Consider the following 18,921-nt stretch of genomic DNA (forward strand, 5'->3'; position numbering starts at 1 on the left):
GCTTTGATGGTGACTGCCATGTCTGAATCCTTCTCACCGATCCGTGAAATTCTGGTCCCCATGGACTTCAGCGAATGCTCGGTGTCCGCGCTGAATTTTGCCAAGCGGTTGGCGTCCGCCTGCGATGCACGGTTGCACCTGCTGTATGTCGACGATGACCCGATCTTGATCCAAGAATGCACGGGCCAAAAGTTTCGGGACGAGCACGAAGACAAGATGGCGATGCGGTTCATCGAGCACCTGACCGCACAGGAACGCGAAACGTTTGACGTCCAACTTTCGGTACGTCTGGGCACGGCCAGCCACGAAATCGTCAAGTACGCCGAAGAACGCGACATCGACATGATCGTGATCGGTAACGTCGGACGGTCGATGGTTTCCACCGTCTTGTTGGGTAGCGTGACCAGCCACGTCATCGCCGGCGCCAAATGCCCGGTCACGTCGGTCAAAGTCGGCCAAGCCTGATCGGGCGGCAGGGCCCAAGCCTGATCGCGTTGCAGGGCCCAGGGCTGATCCGACGGGCAACACAATTGCGGATCGACCACCACCGATCTTCACAAAGGGTGGCGGTTTTCGCGGACCGGTCGGCTGGATTCTTTTGCCGCGTCTGAGGCAGTTCGCCGCTTCCGATCGCCCAGACACTTCGATTGCCCCGAACTGGGCGGGGAATTGTCGAGAATTGGTGGGTGCCGATCGTAGACAATCTGGATTCCGCACATCGCGCGATTTCGGTGCCGCTTTGGGCAAGCCGATCTTGGCGGGGCGATGCTGCGGTCCGCGAAGATGCTGCGAAAGCCCCCCGGCGACGCGACGTTCCCATGGCAAAGCCGGCGGAAGCTGCGATTTGCCTCCTCCGAGCCTCAACTTTTCAGTGCCATGTGGTGCCCCCACGTCATACCTGCCGGCCGACGAATCCGTCATAATGGCCGCGTGTTTGGCCGACACACCGCTCGCCACTGCCCCACCGGCTCCCGCCACGCCCCACCGGCCCTCATGGTGACGTGCTGCAACGCCCCTGCTTCCGCACCGCATCTTCACCCTGCGACTCTTCGTCCCCCGTCAAACGCTTGACGACGCGCGAGGGACCCTTCATATTGTTAACTGTTGACAACCTGGCCGTTGTCGCCACTCATTGCTGAGGCTTTCATCATGGGCTCGCTTCCACGCACCATCCGCGAACAAGTCACCAACGAAATTCGCGATCAATTGGTCACGGGCCAGTTCCCCGCCGGCACCACGCTTCGTGAAACCGATCTGGCCGAACGCTTCGGCGTCAGCCGCGGTCCGATTCGCGATGCCTTTCTGCAATTGTCCAACGAAGGTTTTTTGACTTACCAGGCCAACCGCGGCGTCACCGTTCGGCACCCGCCGGATCCCGAGGACCGCGAATTGATCACGTCGCTTCGCAAGCAATTGGAAACGCATGTGATTCAAAAGGGCCTGGGCGACTTAACCGACGCCCAGATCGCAAAGATCAAAGACGCTTTGGATCACTTGCAGTCGGCCTGTGAACAGGGTGACGTTGCCCGCATCGCGCGTCGCGATATCCAGTTCCATGAAGCCTTTTTGACCGCCTGCGGTGGCGAAGACCTTTTGCCCGCTTGGCGTCACCTGTGCTCGCGCATGTTGCTGACCTACACGCGTCTGACGGACTACATGAAAGTCTTTCACGAACACGTCGTGATTTTCGATGCACTTCAGGATCGCAAGAAAGCGGCGGCAATCACGGCCATCAAAGCCAACATCCGTTGATACCTTTGGCGGCACATTCCCCCCCATGGCCGCCGAAGCCCCACCTCCCCACGATTGACAGGCTTCTCCCATGGTCGAAGGAATCATTTGGGCTCTCTTTGCAGGCTTGATGCTGGGCCTGTATGCCCTGCCCGCCAAGTTCACCAAAGGCTTCAAGGAGGAAAACACTTGGGGCCTGTTCTTCATGCTGACGATGTTCGTCGTCCCCATCCTAGCGACCTTTCTGATCATGAAAGGTGTCGGAAACATCTATGGTGCCGAAGACGTCCAAGCCATTTTGCCCAAAATGGTTGTCACCAGCGTGCTGTGGGGTATCGGCGTGATGATGTGGGGCAAAGCGATTCACCACATCGGTGTCTCGCTCGGGTTTTCCATCTTCATCGGCACCGTGATCTTGGTCGGATCACTGATGCCTTTCTTGGTCGAAGGTTTGCCGGAATCCAAAGTGTTCCTGACCATCATGGTCGGGTTGTTGTTCGTTCTGGCCGGCATCTTTGCCAACGGCAAAGCGGGCATGACACGCGAAGCCGACGAAGTGGCCGCAGAATCACAATCATCCGAAGACGGCGACGGTGAATCGACTGACAAAAAATCGATGGCCGCCGGCATCCTGATCGCCGTCATCGGCGGACTGTTGGCCACCGGTTTCAGTTTCGCCAATGCGGTCGGACGACCGCCGCTGCACGCCGCCAGCCAGGCGCAGGGCAACCCGGAATGGGTCACCGCGCTGGCGGTAATGTTTCCGATCTTTTTAAGCGGCGGGGTGATCATGGCGGGCTACTTCGCTTGGCAATTGACCCAAAAGAAAGCTTGGGGTGATTTTGCCACGCCGTCGCTGGCCAAGAACTTTGTGCTGATCTTTGTCATGGCCGTTTTCCATTACGCGGCATCTGCCGTGTTCGCTTATGCGGCTTTCAAGTTAGGCGCCGTCGGTAATACGGTCGGCTATGCCATCTTCAATACCGCCTGTGTCGTGACGGCCATCGTCAGCGGGATCGTGACAGGCGAATGGAAATTGGCATCACCGAAAGCCAAGAATTTGCTGTACGCCGGATTGACCTGCATGGTTATCGGCATCCTGATCATTTCGCTCGGCAACAAGTTCGCGACCGAACAACCGGTCGCCGACGAAATCGTTGCCATTGAAACGCTCTCGGTCGAAACAACCTCCTGATTCGACGATTCGTTGCCCACATCCATTGGTCCGTCAGGGGTCATTCGGTGACCCAGCGGATGCGGCGGCAACCTCCCAGTTTTCATACGACTCGATCGAACCCTCCGCGTTTGAACTGTCGACATTCAACAAAATCGTTTTCTCGTTCCCCTGTCTCGTCGCCTTCACTTTCTCCCCTCCCCCATTCCCCGCACGGCGGTCCAACGATGCAACTAAGCAAGTCGCCCTTCGGTACTTTCGAAAACCAACCCGTCGAACTTTGGACACTGGTCAATGATCATGGTGTGACGGTCAAGTTGATGACTTATGGCGGAACCGTCACTTCCATTCGTGTACCCGACGGATCGGGCAACATCGACGATATCGTCTGTGGCTTTGACACGTTGGACGGTTACTTCAGCGAAGAATACAAAACCAATTCGCCCTATTTTGGTTGTCTGGTCGGACGCTATGCCGCCCGCATCAAAGACGGACGCTTTGAATTGGATGGCAAGACCTATCAATTGGCGACCAACGACGGCCCCAATCATTTGCACGGTGGCGTTCGCGGTTTCGATAAACGCTTTTGGGACGTCATCGATACAACCGAAAGCACTGATGAAGTTTCTGTCACGTTACAGTTGATCAGTCCCGATGGCGAAGAAAGCTATCCGGGCCGCTTGGATACCAAAGTTCAGTATCTGCTGAACAACGACAATGAACTTCGGATTCACTATCTAGCCGAAACCGATCAAGCGACTCCGGTTTCATTAACCAATCACACCTATTTCAACCTGAACGGATTCCGCGCGAACGTCTTGGATCATGTCGTCCAGTTGGACAGCCCACGTTACATGGTTCCCGACGATTCGAACGTTCCGGTCGGTGAAGAAGCCGACGTGGCGGGAACCGCCGCCGACTTCAACCAACCCAAACGCATCGGCGACGCGTTCGATGAATTGCCGATGGGTTTTGAACATTTCTATGTGATCCCGTCCCACGACGGATCGCTGCGTACGATCGCAACAGTGAACGAACCTTCGACCGGTCGACGCTTGGAAGTCCAATCCACCGAACCGGGCACACTGTTTTACACGGGCCGCTACACCTCCGACGCACTGGGGCGTGAAAGCGGTGCCGCGTTCGGCCAGTTTCGTGCCTTCTGCTTGGAAACATCCAAGCTACCCAACGGCCCAAATTTGCCGTCGGCTCCAAAATGCGTTCTGCAGCCGGGCGAAACCTACGATGAAACGACCGTTTACAAATTCGGCTGGTCATCCAACGCCTAACTTTCCCACGTCAATGCGTCCCTGTTCGAAACCGTCGGCTGCGTTGACGTCCCCTCATTTTCCCAATCAAAACCTTACTTGGATCACTTGTGATGAAGTCCGCCCAGTATGTCGGCAATCGCAGCATCGACATCGGTGACAGTCAAAGCATTGCCCCCGGCCCCGGCGAAGCCCGCCTGGAAGTCGCCTATTGTGGAATTTGTGGCACCGACATTCACATCTTTCACGGGGCGATGGACCAGCGTGTGCAAATGCCTCAGATCATCGGCCACGAGGTGTCCGCGACGGTCGCCGAAGTCGGCCCCGACGTGTCCGATGTCCAGGTCGGCCAACGTGTCGCCGTTCGGCCGCTGAAATTTGGTCAACCGGCATCCTTCGACAAAGGACATGCTCACGTCGGCAAAAACTTGAAATTCATCGGCATCGACATGCCCGGCGGAATGCAGTCGTCGTGGACCGTCCCCGCTTACACTCTGCATGCCCTGCCCGATTCGCTGTCGATGCAGCACGGCGCCATGATCGAACCGGCCGCGGTGGCCTGTCACGACGTACGACTGGGCGAAGTGAAAGCCGGCGAAACGTGCGTCGTCATCGGCGGGGGCCCGATCGGTCTGTTGATCGCTTTGGTCGCCATGGACAAAGGCGCCAAAGTCATCTTGTCCGAAGTCAACGAATCACGTTTGGCCCTGGCCAAGTCACTGGGCATGGAAGCGGTCAACCCGATGCAACAAGACCTGGTCGCCGAAGTCAGCAAGCTGACCGATGGCGGCATGGCCGATTGTGTCTTTGAAGTTTCCGGTTCGGCCCCCGGCGTGGAAGTCATGACGGAACTTCCGAACGTCCGCGGACGCATCGTCATGGTTGCGATTCACCCGCAACCCAAGCCGGTCAACCTGTTCAAATTCTTCTGGTCCGAAATCCGCATGATCGGAGCCCGACTGTATGAAGAACAAGACTTCGACGAAGCGATCCGCTTGGCCGACGCGGGCAAACTGCACCTGGACAAACTGATCACCGAAGTCGTGCCGATCGAAAAGACCCAGCAGACCTTCGAAGCCATCGATGCCAACCCCGACGGCATCAAGTACCTCATTCAATGCAACGCCTAAGAAGAATCAAACATGGCAATCTTAGATACTTTTGACCTGTCCGGAAAAACCGCGTTGGTGACCGGATGCAAACGCGGCATCGGCAAAGCAATCGCCGTCGGTTTGGCCGAAGCGGGCGCTGATGTGATCGGCGTCTCCGCGTCATTGGAGGCATCCGGCAGTGATGTCGAAAAAGAGGTCCAGGCGGTGGGACGTCAGTTCACGGCCTATCAATGTGATTTTGCTAATCGCAAAGCCGTCTATGCGTTCATCGAGAAAGCAAAATCGGATCACCCCAAGATCGACATCCTGATCAACAACGCGGGAACGATCTTGCGCAAACCTGCCGCCGAACATCCCGATGAGTACTGGGACAAGGTGATCGAAGTCAACTTGAACGCGCAATTCGTTTTGTCGCGCGAATTCGGACGCGAAATGGTCGAACGTGGCGAAGGCAAAATCATCTTCACCGCCTCGCTGTTGACCTTCCAAGGCGGCATCACGGTCCCGGGCTACGCGGCCAGCAAAGGCGCTATCGGACAACTGACCATGGCCCTGGCCAACGAATGGGCCGGCAAGGGTGTCAACGTCAACGCGATCGCACCGGGCTACATCGCCACCGACAATACACAGGCCCTTCGCGACGATGCGGTCCGCAGCGAACAAATCTTGACGCGAATCCCCGCCGGACGTTGGGGCGAACCCGACGACTTCAAAGGCCCGGCTGTCTTCCTGGCTTCCGACGCCGCACGCTATGTCCACGGCGCGGTGCTGTTGGTCGACGGCGGCTGGATGGGTCGCTAAAGATTTTGGGTTTCTGGTTTCGCTTTCCTCGCACCGACCTGCGGGGAGAGCACACATTTGGACGGTTAACAGAACCGATTCCGCCTCCGATCCACGCCTGTTCCATCTCCGATTCAAAAAGTTGTTATGTCCCAAACGATGCACGAAACTCGTGATGGCGTTGACCACTATCGCATGCTGATCAACGGTGAATTCGTTGATTCGACCAGCGGTGACGTCATCCAAGTGGAAAACCCGACCAACGAAGATGCCACCTACAGCGTTCCCAACGGAAACGCCGAAGACGCAACCTCGGCCCTGCAAGCCGCGCAAGCCGCTTTCCCCGCATGGGCCGCCATGCCCGCCGTCCAGCGTGGTGAAATCCTGGCCCGATTCGCTTCGCTGATCCGTGACAATCGCGAACGGTTGGCCAAAATCTTGGTCACCGAAATGGGCAAGACATATGAATTGGCCTTGGGGGAAGTCGACGTGTCCGCCGACTTTATAAACTTCCCCGCTCAAGCCGCCCGGCGAATCGAAGGCGACATCTTGCCCTCGGACTTGCCCAACGAACACATCATGATCCATAAGGTTCCTTATGGTGTGACCGTCGGTATCGCGGCATGGAATTTCCCCCTCGCACTCGCGTGCCGAAAAATCGGCCCCGCCCTGACCACCGGCAACGTGATGGTTGTCAAACCACCGTCGGTCACCCCCGTGGCCGTGTTGGCCTTGGGCGAACTGGCCATTCAAGCCGGTGTCCCCAAGGGCGTTTTGAACCTGGTCACCGGCGGCGGATCGACCATGGGCGAAGAACTGGTCACCAACAAGATCACGCGTTTGGTCACCATGACGGGGTCCACCGCAACGGGCCAACAGATCTTCCGCAAAGCGTCCGATCGCCTGACCGCCGTCCGCTTGGAACTCGGCGGCAAAGCGCCGTTCATCTTGCTGGCCGATGGCGATGTCGATCAGGCCGTCGAAGCCGCCGTGGTCTCACGTCACCTGAACAGCGGCCAAGTCTGTACCTGTCCGGAACGCTTCTATATCCACGAAGCGGTGTATGACGAATTCTTGGACAAGTATGTCGCGGCCGTCGAAAAATTGACCATCGGCGATCCGATGAAAGACGACACCGATATCGGCCCCAAGGTCAACGCCTATGAGACGGACCAATTGGAAAAAGTGGTCCAACAAGCAGTCGCCGATGGCGCAAAAATTGCCACCGGTGGCAAGCGTCCCGACGGCGAGTTCTTTCAGAAAGGCCACTGGTATGAACCGACGGTACTAACCGAATGTGACAATGCCATGTCCGTGATGCGCGACGAAGTGTTTGGTGTCGTCAGCCCGATCATGAAGATCCAAAGCTACGAACAAGCCTTGGAATTAGCCAACGATAGCGACTATGGGCTGGCCGCCTTCTTATTCACACATGACATGCGTCTGATCCAGCGTGCCGTGTTGGAATTGGAATTCGGCGAAATCTATGTCAATCGTCCGATGGGCGAACAACGTCAAGGCTTCCACAACGGTCACAAACTCAGCGGAACCGGTGGCGAAGACGGCAAATACGGGATGGAAAACTATCTCGAAAAGAAAACCATGTATGTCAATTTTTCCAACTAGCCGATCGGCAACCTGACCCGTGAAAATTCAAAAAGTCGAAACCGAACTCTATCACGTCCCGCTTTCACGCGCGATGGTCGATGCCATCCACGGCGTCCAGAAAGAATTCTCGCTAATCGTTGTCAAAATCACGACCGACGATGGCGCGACCGGCATGGGATACACCTACAGCGTCGGCCAAGTCGGCGGTACATCCATCGCCACCCTGATCCACGACAACCTGGTTCCACTGTTGATCGGCGAAGACCCGCGTCGAATCGAACACCTGTGGGAAAAGATGTGGTGGGCACTTCACTACGTCGGACGCAGCGGAATCGCCGTCTTTGCACTTTCCGCGGTCGACACGGCACTTTGGGATCTGAAAGCCCGCCTGGCCGACGAACCTTTGTGGCGTTTCCTAGGTGGCCATGACAATAAGGCCGAAGCTTACGGCGGTGGTATCGATTTTGAACTGTCGATCGACGAGTTGCTGAAACAGACACAAGGCTTCTTGGATGCCGGCCTGAACGCGATCAAAATCAAGATCGGCCGCGATTCCATCGCACAGGAATGTGAACGCATCAGTGCAATGCGTGACTTCCTTGGCCCCGACCGAAAGCTGATGGTCGATGTGAATATGAAGTGGAGCGTTGAAAAGGCGATCCGCGCCGCTCGTGCTTTTGAACCCTACGACCTTTATTGGATCGAAGAACCGACCATCCCCGACGACGTCGAAGGAAATCGACGCATCCAGGTCGAAGGCGGTATTCCCGTCGCCACCGGCGAAAACTTACATTCCATCTATGAGTTTCGCCAAATGATCGCCGACGGCGGCGTGTCGTTCCCCGATGCCGACATTTCCAACCTGGGTGGGATCACCGCATTGATGAAGGTCGCCCACATCGCCGAAGCGCATAACCGCAACTTGACCACCCACGGCATTCAAGAAATGCACGTCAGCTGTTTGGCTGCGATTCCCAACGCATCTCTGTTGGAAATCCATGCCTTCCGCGTCGATGATTTCTTGGTTCACCCGCTGGAAATCAAAGACGGTTACGCCTACGCATCGGATCGTCCCGGGCACGGCGTGGTGATCGATTGGGACAAGATCGCCAAACACAAGATCGCGTTTAAATCAGCACAAGGCTGATCCTCTGGCGATTTGATCCCGGCATCCATTTTGATCTCCCACCCCCTGATCTTTCCATGAAATACACGATCGGCAAAGGTTCATCGATCGAAGTGGATGTCGTTCCCTTGGGCGCTATCATCACCGCGATTCGCGTTCCCGATGCATCGGGAGCGATGGCGGACGTCGTGCTCGGATTCAATGACGTGTCGAATTACACCGACGCGGTGGATCATCCCTATTTCGGCGCGGTCGTTGGACGCTACGGAAATCGTATCGCCAAAGGCGAATTCCAATTGAACGGTCAGACCTACCGTTTGGCTTGCAATAATGGCTCCAACCATCTGCACGGTGGTGACGTCGGATTCGACCGAAAAGAATGGACCGTCGTTTCATCGGACGACAATCAAATGGTCTTGCAACTGGAATCACCCGATGGCGACGAAGGCTATCCAGGCAATCTGATCGTGACCGTCACGTACAAGGTGTCCGCACCGGGCGATTTGGAAGTCCTGTACGAAGCCACCACCGATCAAGCCACCCCGGTCAACCTGACGCAGCACACGTACTTCAATCTTGGTGGTGAAGGTAGCGGCGACATTCTGGATCATGAACTGAAGCTGAATGCGTCACAGTTCGTGCCCGTCGATCCGACGCTGATCCCGACCGGTCAACTTGCCGACGTCGCCGACACGCCGTTCGACTTTCGGCAAGCCAAACCCATTGGCCGCGACATTCTGTCGTCGCATCCGCAGTTGGAAATTGGGCAAGGCTTTGATCACAACTTCATCATCTCGAAAGATTCGTCGGATCAGCAATCGATTTCCATGGCGGCAACAGTCAAACACCCCACCAGCGGTCGCACTTTGGAGGTCTGGACCGACCAACCGGGCGTCCAGTTTTATTCAGGCAACTTCTTGGATGGACGGTTAACCGGCAAATCGGGATCGGCATACACGAGGAACTCAGGGTTCTGTTTGGAAACCCAGCACTTCCCCGATTCGCCCAACCAAATTGGCTTTCCGTCAACGATTCTTTACCCGGATAGCCAATATAAAACCAAAACAATCTTTCGTTTCGGTTTTTAGGTCTTTCAAGGAACTGAAAGTCTAGTAGGCGATTCATCGGATCGAATAAGATCGAACGTGACCCAACGATTGTTGGGATTGCCGGTCAATCGATCAGCTTCCAATCAAATCTGGAGCACCCGATGGACACATCAACCTGCTGGAAGTCCGTCCTTTCCGAACGACTTCCGCTTCTGGGGCACCGTAACTGGATCGTCGTTGCCGACGCAGCTTATCCGTCGCAGACTTCACCGGGCATCCAAACGGTGGCAACGGGTGAAACCCACGAAGACGTTTTAAGCCACGTCTTGCAGCAAATCGACCAGTCGCCGCACGTGCGACCGATTGTCCATCTGGATAAGGAAGTCGATCTGTTGGACGAAAACGCCGCGCCCGGCATCGATACGCTGCGTCGTTTCTTAGACACCTCGCTGAACGCCTTTCCGGTATCCAAGCGGCTTCACGAGGACATCATCGCTGACCTGGACGCGGCCGGCGAAACCTTCGACATCCTGTTGTTAAAAACCAACATGGTTTTGCCTTACACCACGGTCTTCCTGCAGTTGGATTGTGGTTATTGGGACGAAGAATCCGAACGCTCGCTACGTTCAACAATGGCTGCGGCGTCCTGATCGATTGCACGCGCTAAAACGTTGCCAGTTCACACGCGGTACGCCGACACGCACCGCATCACCCCACCCGCTTCACCTCCGCCTGTTTTGCGATAAAGGGCTGCACTCATGACATCTTCCGACCTTTCAACCTTTGCCGTTGCCGACGACGCGGTCGACCCCGCTCTGGTGCCTTCACACACTTTGGCAAGCGGTGATCGTATTCCCGCCATCGGCCTGGGAACCTTCGGCTCGGATCACGCCGCCCATGAAGCGGTCGCCGAATCGGTGGTGACGGCGATCTCCGTGGGTTATCGACACATCGACTGTGCCGCCGTCTATGGAAACGAGGATTACATCGGAAACGCGCTGCAAACCGTTCTTCGTAGCGGTATCAAACGCGAAGACCTTTGGATCAATTCCAAGCTATGGAACGACATGCACGACGAGAAAAATGTCATTCCCGCCTGCGAAAAAACACTCAAGGATTTGCAACTGGACTACTTGGACCTGTACTTCGTCCACTGGCCGTTTCCGAACTACCACGCCCCCGGGTGTGATGTCAGTTCACGTAGCGCCGACGCAAAACCTTATATCCACGAGAATTTCATGAAGACCTGGCGTCAAATGGAACGCTTGGTCGAAATGGGGTTGGTCCGAAACATCGGCACATCGAATGTGACGATCCCCAAACTGAAACGCATTCTGGAAGATGCGGAAATCAAACCCGCCGTGAACGAGATGGAGCTTCACCCTCATTTCCAACAACCAGAATTGTTTGATTTTGTCCGCAGCCACGACATCGTTCCGATCGGCTTCAGCCCGATCGGTTCACCGGCGCGACCAGAACGAGACCGCACATCCGATGACACGGTCGACATCGAAGATCCCGTCATCGTCAAAGTTGCCGAAAACCATCAAGTGCACCCCGCGGTCGTCTGCTTGAAGTGGGCGGTCCAGCGGGGACAGATTCCGATCCCGATGTCCACCAAGCGACGAAACATTCTATCCAACCTCAAGTGCGTGACCGAAGATCCGCTATCCGATGCGGAAATGAAAGCGATTGCGGAAATCGATAAGAATTGTCGACTGATCAAAGGGCAAGTCTTTCTGTGGAAAGACGATCAGGACTGGCAAGACCTGTGGGATATCAACGGTGAAATCACACCCGCCTGATCACCCAAGTCCCATCGCAATCCCGATTCCCTTCCTCACAACCCAGCCTGCATCCCATGTCCGCAGTTCCATCGAAAATGACCGGCGTCGTCTTGCCGGGAAACAGCACCGTCGAATTTCGTGAATACGATGTCCCAACACCCGGCCACGGCCAGGTATTGCTGAAAACCAAAGCGTCGTCGATTTGCGGCAGCGACATCCGCGCGATCTATCGGGAACACCTCGGTAAAGGTCCCGAAGCCTATCAAGGCGTGATTGCCGGTCACGAACCTTGCGGTCAAGTCGTCCAGGTCGGCCCGGGATGTCGGGAACGACAAGTCGGCGACCGTGTGGTGCTGTATCACATTTCCGGTTGCGGCGTTTGTGAAGACTGCATGCATGGATACCAAATCAGTTGTACCAGCACCGACTATCGCAAGGCCTATGGATGGCAGCGTGACGGCGGACACGCCGAATACATGTTGGCGGACGAAGCCGACTGCATTCCTTTGCCCGAACCGTTGACCTATGTCGACGGCGCCTTCATGGCGTGCGGCTTCGGAACCGCCTGGGAATGCCTGGACCGAATGAAGGTCAACGGGAAAGACCGCTTGCTGATCACCGGTTTGGGACCGGTTGGGTTGGCCGCCGCACAACTCGGACGCGCTCTCGGGGCATATGAGATCATTGGCGTCGACCTGTCGGATGGCCGAATGGATCTGGCAAAGGAATTGGAATTTGCGCCCGGCATTCCGCTGGTCGATCACGTCTTTCGATCCGACGATGCCGCCCTGGATGCCATCAAAGATGTCACCGGCGGGAAAGGTGCGGAAGTCAGCATCGACTGCTCCGGTGCCGCTCCCGCCCGTCTTCTGGCGCTGCAGGGAACACGGCAATGGGGACGCTGTGGATTCGTTGGCGAAGGCGGAACGGTGGAATTCGATGTTTCACCCTACCTGATTCACGAACAGATCACCCTGTTCGGATCCTGGGTCACGTCACGCAAACACCTGGCAGACTTGGCAAATCTGCTGGCCGCCCGCGACGTGCACCCCGAATCCACCGCAGGACGCAAACTGCCCCTCTCGGAAGCCTCTCTTGCCTATGACCTGTCCGACAAGGGCCAAGAAGGAAAGGTCTGCATCGTCTTTGATTGATTTCGATCGGCGAACGAATACGAGATTCGATTCACAGAACCCAATCGTTTACAATTGACAATGATCGGCCGGAAGCAGCCCCTGCCTCCGGCCGTTTTTTTGTCCCCTCCCCTTCCGCACTTCGCCATACCGACATGCTCCATTTCTCACGTCGCCGCGCTCCGGCCGCCACCTGGATCTCAAACGCTCGCCGTTTCGTTGCACTTCCCATGGTGATTTTGATGTCGGCAGGCAACTTCATTGGTCCTTCGATGGGTCACACACAAGAACCAGCCGACAGCGAAGTCGACGTCGCCCCAACCCCCGAGCAAATCGACTACTTCGGGATCACCAATCCTGACAAACTGAGTGCGGCAACCAAACGTGCGCTTCAGTGGAAGAATCTGGAAAACGATTGGTACGTCCAATTCACCGTCAAGGATCTGAAGGGCGACCTGGCCTACGAAGAAGGTATCGTGCGGCGTGATCCCAGTGCTGTCATCAAAGAAAACGGCCAGTATTACGTTTGGTATTCACGCAGCACCGGCCCCAGCCAAGGCTTCGCCGGCGACATCGACAAGGACAAAGTCTTTCCCTGGGACCGATGTGACGTTTGGTACGCGACGTCCAAAGACGGTTGGACGTGGAAGGAACAAGGCCCGGCGGTCAAACGTGGAAAGCCCGGCAGCTACGACGACCGTTCGGTGTTCACTTGCGAAATCATGAAACATGATGGCAAGTTCTATCTGTGCTACCAAACGGTCAAATCACCGTACAACATTCGCGTGAAGAACCAAGTCGGTTTGGCCTGGGCCGATTCGCCGGACGGACCTTGGACGAAAAGCGAAGAACCAATCCTTAGCCCAGCGAACAATGGAATCTGGAAAGGGGAAGAACAGAACCGCTTTTTGGTTGAGAAGAAAGGCGATTTCGACAGCCACAAAGTTCATGACCCTTGCATCATTCCCTTCAATGGCAAATTCTATCTGTACTACAAAGGCGAACAGATGGGCGAAGAAATCAATTTCGGCGGACGTATGATTCGCCACGGGGTCGCCATCGCCGATAACCCCAAAGGCCCGTACGTAAAATCCCCCTATAACCCGATCAGCAATAGCGGACACGAGGTCTGTGTGTGGAAATACAACGGCGGGATCGCGTCAATGATCACCACCGATGGCCCGGAACGAAACACGATTCAGTGGTCGCCCGACGGCATCAACTTTGAAATCATGTCACACATCAAAGATGCCCCTCACGCGATCGGTTTGAATCGGTCACTGGACAACGAATCAGCCCCGACAGCGATCTTACAATGGGGACTGACCCACCAATATCGAACCGGCGACTATCAGTACATTCGCCGTTTCAGCGGAGTCAACCTCAGGCATCACACGGCCAAAGGCGAAGACGCCAAGTAACACCAATGGACGGCAGTCCCAACCGCCCAATCCACCGATGTCTGAGCGTCATGAAGGACGCATCGAGCATTGATTGAACTGATTTTTCGCAGGAAAACTCCGTTTCCCTGCTTGGGAATCATCCTCATGCACTACGGCACGCCGCCTTCTGCGCCGAGCCTGCCGCAGTATTTCCGGACACACACTCTCAGCGTCCGGTGCCGTGATCTTTCAGAACCGGTCTTTCAGGTCATAGCTGGCATCGACCTCGGTCTGCAGATCGATGGTCTTGTTCCCGTAGCGGACTTGGCACGGTCGACCGATGCGGGAATGTAGCTTCGCAGCCACCAGCTTTCCATCCTTCCAAGTAATATCGACCTCAAAACCGCCACGGGCACGAAGTCCCTTCACCGCCCCATCGCTCCAAACCCTGGGCAATGCGGGAAGCAAAGCGATGACGGGCAATCCATCATTTGCCTGCTCATGGGACTGCAACAACATTTCGGCGATCCCGGCGGTCGCCCCTAAGTTGCCATCGATTTGGAACGGCGGGTGGGTATCAAAAAAGTTTGGAAGCGTCGACTTGATCAACAGGGCCTGAAGATTCTCATCGCATTTTTCGCCATCCAACAACCGAGCGTAAAAGTTGATGATCCACGCTCGGCTCCAACCAGTATGTCCGCCACCATGGGCCAATCGGTGGTCGATCGTCTTCCGCGCTGCCGCGGCCCACTGCGGCGTCGTCCCAGGCGAAATCTGCCACGAGGGGTGCAACGCATATAGATGCGATACATGACGATGCCCCTTCGCCACCTCTTCCAAGCCTTCCTGCCACTCAAGCACTCGCCCATCCGCTCCGACCTTAACCGGATCCGCCAATCGGGCGCGAAGATCAATCAGCTGTTCCCGAAATTTGCGATCCTTATCCAAAACCTCTGACGCCAAAATACAATGCGTGAACAGCTCATAAATGATCTGTTGATCCATTGCAGGCCCCATCGAAAGCGCACCGTGACTGCCGTCGGGGGCTTGAATGTTGTTCTCTGGTGATGTCGTCGGCCCCGACACCAATTTTCCGGTCGACGGATCTTCCACCAAAAAATCGACGAAGAATTCTGCCGATTCTTTCATCATCGGATACGCACGTTCTTCCAAAAACTCGCGATCACCAGAAAACAACCACCGCTCCCAAAACTGACGCAAACACCACGCCGGCCCGGTCACCCACATTCCGTAACGTGGTTTGCCAAAAATCGAGCTATTGGCCCACAAATCGGACGTGTGGCCTGCGACAAAGCCATTACAACCAAACATCGTTTTGGCCGTTTTCCGCCCGCCAGGCACCAACGATTCGACAAAATCAAAGAACGGTTCGTGACATTCAGCTAGGCCGCAAGACTGAGCCATCCAGTAGTTCATCTGGATGTTGATGTTAATGTGATAATCAGCATTCCAAGGCGGGCTAAATCCGTCGGCCCAAAGACCCTGCAGATTCGCCGCCGCACAACCCGGCCGAGAACTGGAGATCAAAAGATAGCGACCGAACTGAAAATAGAGGGCAAGCAGCTGCGGATCTCTCTTCCCTGAATCCAACGCAGCCATCCGCACATCGGTGGGCTGATTCGCGGCGTTTGCATCGCCCAATTCCAATTTCACGCGCCGAAACAAACGGCGGTGTTCTTCCAAATGATCGTTAAGAAGAACTTGGAAGTCTTTGGCAGCAGCCTTGTCCAATTGATTTTGGCTAACCACATGGGGATCACCTCCGCGAAAACTGGTCGCGGCGGTCAGTAGAATCATGGCCGAATCAGCACCGGAGACTTCCAGTTTCCCATCGGCCGCTTTCACAACTCCACCCTCAGGAACGATCTTCATTCTTGCAACGAAATGCACCCCCTCGGCATGGGAAGGAAAATCATTTGTATCCTGAGGACGGGTGTTGGTGCTGCGGGCATGTCCAGACATCACCAATTCGTCGCTTCCCCTGGCTTCAACGTCGGCATGAAATCGTCGCTGCAAGGTCGCACCAAAACCAACCTTTCCCGGGTGGTCGCTGCTGATCCGTACCACAATGGCTTGATCGACCGGGCTGGCGAATATCTCTCGCAGATACCGAACGCCGTCCACCTCATATCGAACACGTGTAACCGCTTGGTCTAAATCCAAGTCTCGTCGATAATCTTTCACCTCATCGGCGGAAGGAAACGTCAACTCCAAATCACCGAGCGTCTGATAAGTGTGTGTCCCCGATGGCAAACGGACACTCAAAAACTTCTGTGCGACTAATTGTTCAGCGTCGCCGTACCGCCCCGCGAACATCAATTCACGAGCCTGTTTCAGGACCTCGGGGCCATTAGGCATGTAGTGATCGATATTGGCACCCGACCAAAGCGAATCTTCATTCAACTGAATCCACTCGCGGTTGACGCCGCCGTACACCATTCCGCCCAATCGGCCGTTTCCGATCGGAAGTGCTTCATTCCAATTTCGTGCGGGCTGACGGTACCACAATGCACTTGGCGACTCAGGCGCCTCGGATCGCCCCGTCAACTCGCTAGCAGATTCCTTTAACAGTTTCGCACGATGATCGTTCAATTTGGCCCCGGACGGGACCACCGCCAAGGCCTGACTGACCAACCCACCGGCGACCAACACCGCCACCAAGCATCTTCCTATCACTATACTCATTGACTTGTTCCTTGATCTTCCACTCTGACTTCAAATGGCAGTCTTGTCCACATTGGACCGCGTGCTATCCAATCAATTGCCAACGAGGAATGATCGACAAGATCGATGGACCTACACTGGGTCTTTCTGAAACAAAACACCGCTATTCTCGGACTCACTGTCGAACCCCGTTGGGATCACCCACATCTATTCCACGTGGGTGACCACCACATAGTAGGCCCCCAATTCTCCTTCCTTTACTTCAAACACGGGGGAGAGTCGGTGTGATCCTCTAGTCAACTGTGTCTCGAAAATCACTTCCTGGTCATCAGCTTCAACCATCTTGCGCTCCAAATTTTGATCATCGATACGCAACACGGCCGCAGACGCACCAATGGAATTGCCCGGCGTGGTCCGGAATGCCTCAGTCGCACCAGGGACATTTCCTCCAGCCGGTATCGCGGCATTGATCGCAATTCCAGATTCAACAGGCCATCGGCGAAGCGAAATTTGATACGTTCCGCCTCGCACAACTTTCACAGCCCAATGACCGGAGTGTTGAAGCTTTTCGTTCTTCGGATGTTGACGATCGGCTTCACGAATCGCCCCCTGATGCCACGGCGGATACGCCTTTTGAATCCAATCGTGCGCGGTCAGACTTACGACCGGATGTTCGGGATGCCCCAGGTAGATCTCGGTTGTCTGTGAAAACGTCGGTTTCAGTTCCGCCCACCACTGTTCGTAAAACTCTCGCATTTCACGAACCACCTCCGGGTGATCTGTTGCAATGTTTTTCCTTTGGCCCGGATCGACGGAAACATCGTAAAGCTCTTTACGATTGACCAGCCGATACTTTCGCGACATCACCGATGAACTTCGCCACTTGATCGGATCGCGGACACGCTGCGAATCGGTCACAACAAACCGCTTAGGCCAGTCGACGTCCTGCTTGGGGTCCAGCAAACCGGCGATCGAAACACCATCGAACACCACATCGTCCGGCTTCTGGATTCCCGTCATGTCCAACAGTGTCGGGACCACATCGACCGCATGCGTCAATTCATCGACATCGTGCTGCTGTGTCAAACCACCGGCAGGCCAATGCACAAAGAAGGGGACTCGGTGCCCGCCTTCATACGGACTGCCTTTTCCGCCACGCATTCCGGCGTTATAGATTTTCGCCCCGCTGGCCGTACCGTTGTCTGTCGTGAAGATGAAGATCGTATCCTCAGCGATCCCCAAATCTTGAAGCAACCGGCGTGTCCGCCCGACATTATCATCGATATTGGTGATCATGCCGTAAAAAGCAGCGATACCATCCGACTGACCCTCATACATCTTCATGTACTTTGGTGGACAATGAAGCGGCTTATGGGGTGCGTTGGTGGAAATGTAAGCGAAAAACGGCTTTTCCTGCTTCGCACAATCAGAGATAAACGCATTTGCCTTGTCGAAAAACACATCCGTGCAGAATCCTTTGGCTGCGACGATCCTACCGTTATGAAAATAGGAACCATCAAAATAGGCGTTATTCCAAACGTCCGGCGTTTGACCGATACCGCCACCACCATGCCGATAAACTTCCGTAAAACCACGGTCCTCGGGACGATACGGGAAATTGTCGCCCAAATGCCATTTTCCAAACATTCCTGTTTCATAGCCGGCATCGGAAAACATCCGGCCCACCGTCACCTCGTTCTCTCGCAACATCGACCGCCCCATGATCGTGTGCCATACACCCGTTCGGTTCGTCCAGTGCCCCGTCAAGAACGCACAACGTGTCGGTGAACAGGTCGGCGCGACGTGGTAGTCGCTCAAACCTGAACTCTCTGACGCCAATTGATCAATATTGGGTGTCTTGACGATGGGGTTTCCAGTGCAACCCAAATCGCCGTAACCTTGGTCATCAGAGATGACGATCACAACATTCGGTGACTTGGCGGATACCGTGCATGTTAAAACGATGCCCAGCAAAGCCAGGACCGTGGTCCGGACGGCGTCGGACAGCGGGGTTCGTCGTAGATTCATCATTGAATGACGGTGGTTCACAGGTACCGAAGGTGCAGAAGACGCGAAAGGCGAAAGA

The 18,921-nt window shown here is 55.5% G+C and carries 15 protein-coding genes; 13 read left to right on the forward strand and 2 right to left on the reverse strand.

The features are described from left to right. Window positions 1-18: 18 nt before the first annotated feature. From HFP54_RS07835 to HFP54_RS07895, 13 genes are all read left to right on the forward strand, one after another. Entirely contained in the window at window positions 19-465 is a 447-nt protein-coding gene (locus tag HFP54_RS07835; protein ID WP_168564648.1) for a universal stress protein, read from the forward strand. A 684-nt stretch (window positions 466-1,149) separates the two neighbouring features. Continuing rightward, window positions 1,150-1,752 carry a GntR family transcriptional regulator gene (locus HFP54_RS07840; RefSeq protein ID WP_146410158.1) on the forward strand — a complete coding sequence of 201 codons (603 nt, stop codon included), beginning with the start codon at window positions 1,150-1,152 and terminating at the stop codon, window positions 1,750-1,752. Window positions 1,753-1,822: 70 nt separating this feature from the next. Further along, window positions 1,823-2,926, forward strand: a complete 1,104-nt coding sequence (locus tag HFP54_RS07845; protein ID WP_168564649.1) for an L-rhamnose/proton symporter RhaT — start codon at window positions 1,823-1,825, stop codon at window positions 2,924-2,926. A 206-nt stretch (window positions 2,927-3,132) separates the two neighbouring features. Next, window positions 3,133-4,194 carry an aldose epimerase family protein gene (locus HFP54_RS07850; protein WP_168564650.1) on the forward strand — a complete coding sequence of 354 codons (1,062 nt, stop codon included), beginning with the start codon at window positions 3,133-3,135 and terminating at the stop codon, window positions 4,192-4,194. 92 nt (window positions 4,195-4,286) lie between these two features. Continuing rightward, a complete protein-coding gene (locus tag HFP54_RS07855; protein WP_146410155.1) occupies window positions 4,287-5,303 on the forward strand; it encodes a zinc-dependent alcohol dehydrogenase in 1,017 nt (338 codons plus the stop codon). An 18-nt stretch (window positions 5,304-5,321) separates the two neighbouring features. Next, a complete protein-coding gene (locus HFP54_RS07860) occupies window positions 5,322-6,086 on the forward strand; it encodes an SDR family NAD(P)-dependent oxidoreductase (protein ID WP_315853861.1) in 765 nt (254 codons plus the stop codon). Between the two features lie 126 nt (window positions 6,087-6,212). Then, window positions 6,213-7,691: an aldehyde dehydrogenase gene (gene aldA / locus HFP54_RS07865; RefSeq protein ID WP_235951344.1), complete on the forward strand. Its 1,479-nt coding sequence runs from the start codon at window positions 6,213-6,215 to the stop codon at window positions 7,689-7,691. Between the two features lie 19 nt (window positions 7,692-7,710). Further along, complete coding sequence (locus tag HFP54_RS07870; protein WP_315853859.1) at window positions 7,711-8,820, forward strand: mandelate racemase/muconate lactonizing enzyme family protein; 1,110 nt, start codon at window positions 7,711-7,713, stop codon at window positions 8,818-8,820. Between the two features lie 56 nt (window positions 8,821-8,876). Continuing rightward, window positions 8,877-9,887: an aldose epimerase family protein gene (locus HFP54_RS07875; RefSeq protein WP_168564652.1), complete on the forward strand. Its 1,011-nt coding sequence runs from the start codon at window positions 8,877-8,879 to the stop codon at window positions 9,885-9,887. Window positions 9,888-10,009: 122 nt separating this feature from the next. Further along, on the forward strand, window positions 10,010-10,498 hold the full coding sequence (locus tag HFP54_RS07880) for a hypothetical protein (protein ID WP_146410151.1): 489 nt from the start codon (window positions 10,010-10,012) through the stop codon (window positions 10,496-10,498). 108 nt (window positions 10,499-10,606) lie between these two features. Continuing rightward, window positions 10,607-11,653, forward strand: coding sequence for an aldo/keto reductase (locus HFP54_RS07885; protein ID WP_168564653.1), 1,047 nt, complete (start codon window positions 10,607-10,609; stop codon window positions 11,651-11,653). A 56-nt stretch (window positions 11,654-11,709) separates the two neighbouring features. Continuing rightward, window positions 11,710-12,789 carry a zinc-dependent alcohol dehydrogenase family protein gene (locus tag HFP54_RS07890; RefSeq protein WP_146410149.1) on the forward strand — a complete coding sequence of 360 codons (1,080 nt, stop codon included), beginning with the start codon at window positions 11,710-11,712 and terminating at the stop codon, window positions 12,787-12,789. 251 nt (window positions 12,790-13,040) lie between these two features. Then, window positions 13,041-14,189 (forward strand): glycoside hydrolase family 117 protein, encoded by a 1,149-nt coding sequence (locus tag HFP54_RS07895; protein ID WP_235951347.1) that lies wholly within the window; start codon window positions 13,041-13,043, stop codon window positions 14,187-14,189. 210 nt (window positions 14,190-14,399) lie between these two features. Here the strand turns inward: HFP54_RS07895 and HFP54_RS07900 are convergent, their stop codons facing one another. Next, window positions 14,400-16,856: a glycoside hydrolase family 95 protein gene (locus HFP54_RS07900; RefSeq protein WP_168564654.1), complete on the reverse strand. Its 2,457-nt coding sequence runs from the start codon at window positions 16,854-16,856 to the stop codon at window positions 14,400-14,402. A gap of 186 nt (window positions 16,857-17,042) precedes the next feature. Next, window positions 17,043-18,863 carry an arylsulfatase gene (locus HFP54_RS07905; protein ID WP_206036044.1) on the reverse strand — a complete coding sequence of 607 codons (1,821 nt, stop codon included), beginning with the start codon at window positions 18,861-18,863 and terminating at the stop codon, window positions 17,043-17,045. Between the last annotated feature and the right edge of the window lie 58 nt (window positions 18,864-18,921).

This window comes from Crateriforma spongiae (assembly GCF_012290005.1).
Classification (GTDB): Bacteria; Planctomycetota; Planctomycetia; order Pirellulales; family Pirellulaceae; genus Crateriforma; species Crateriforma spongiae.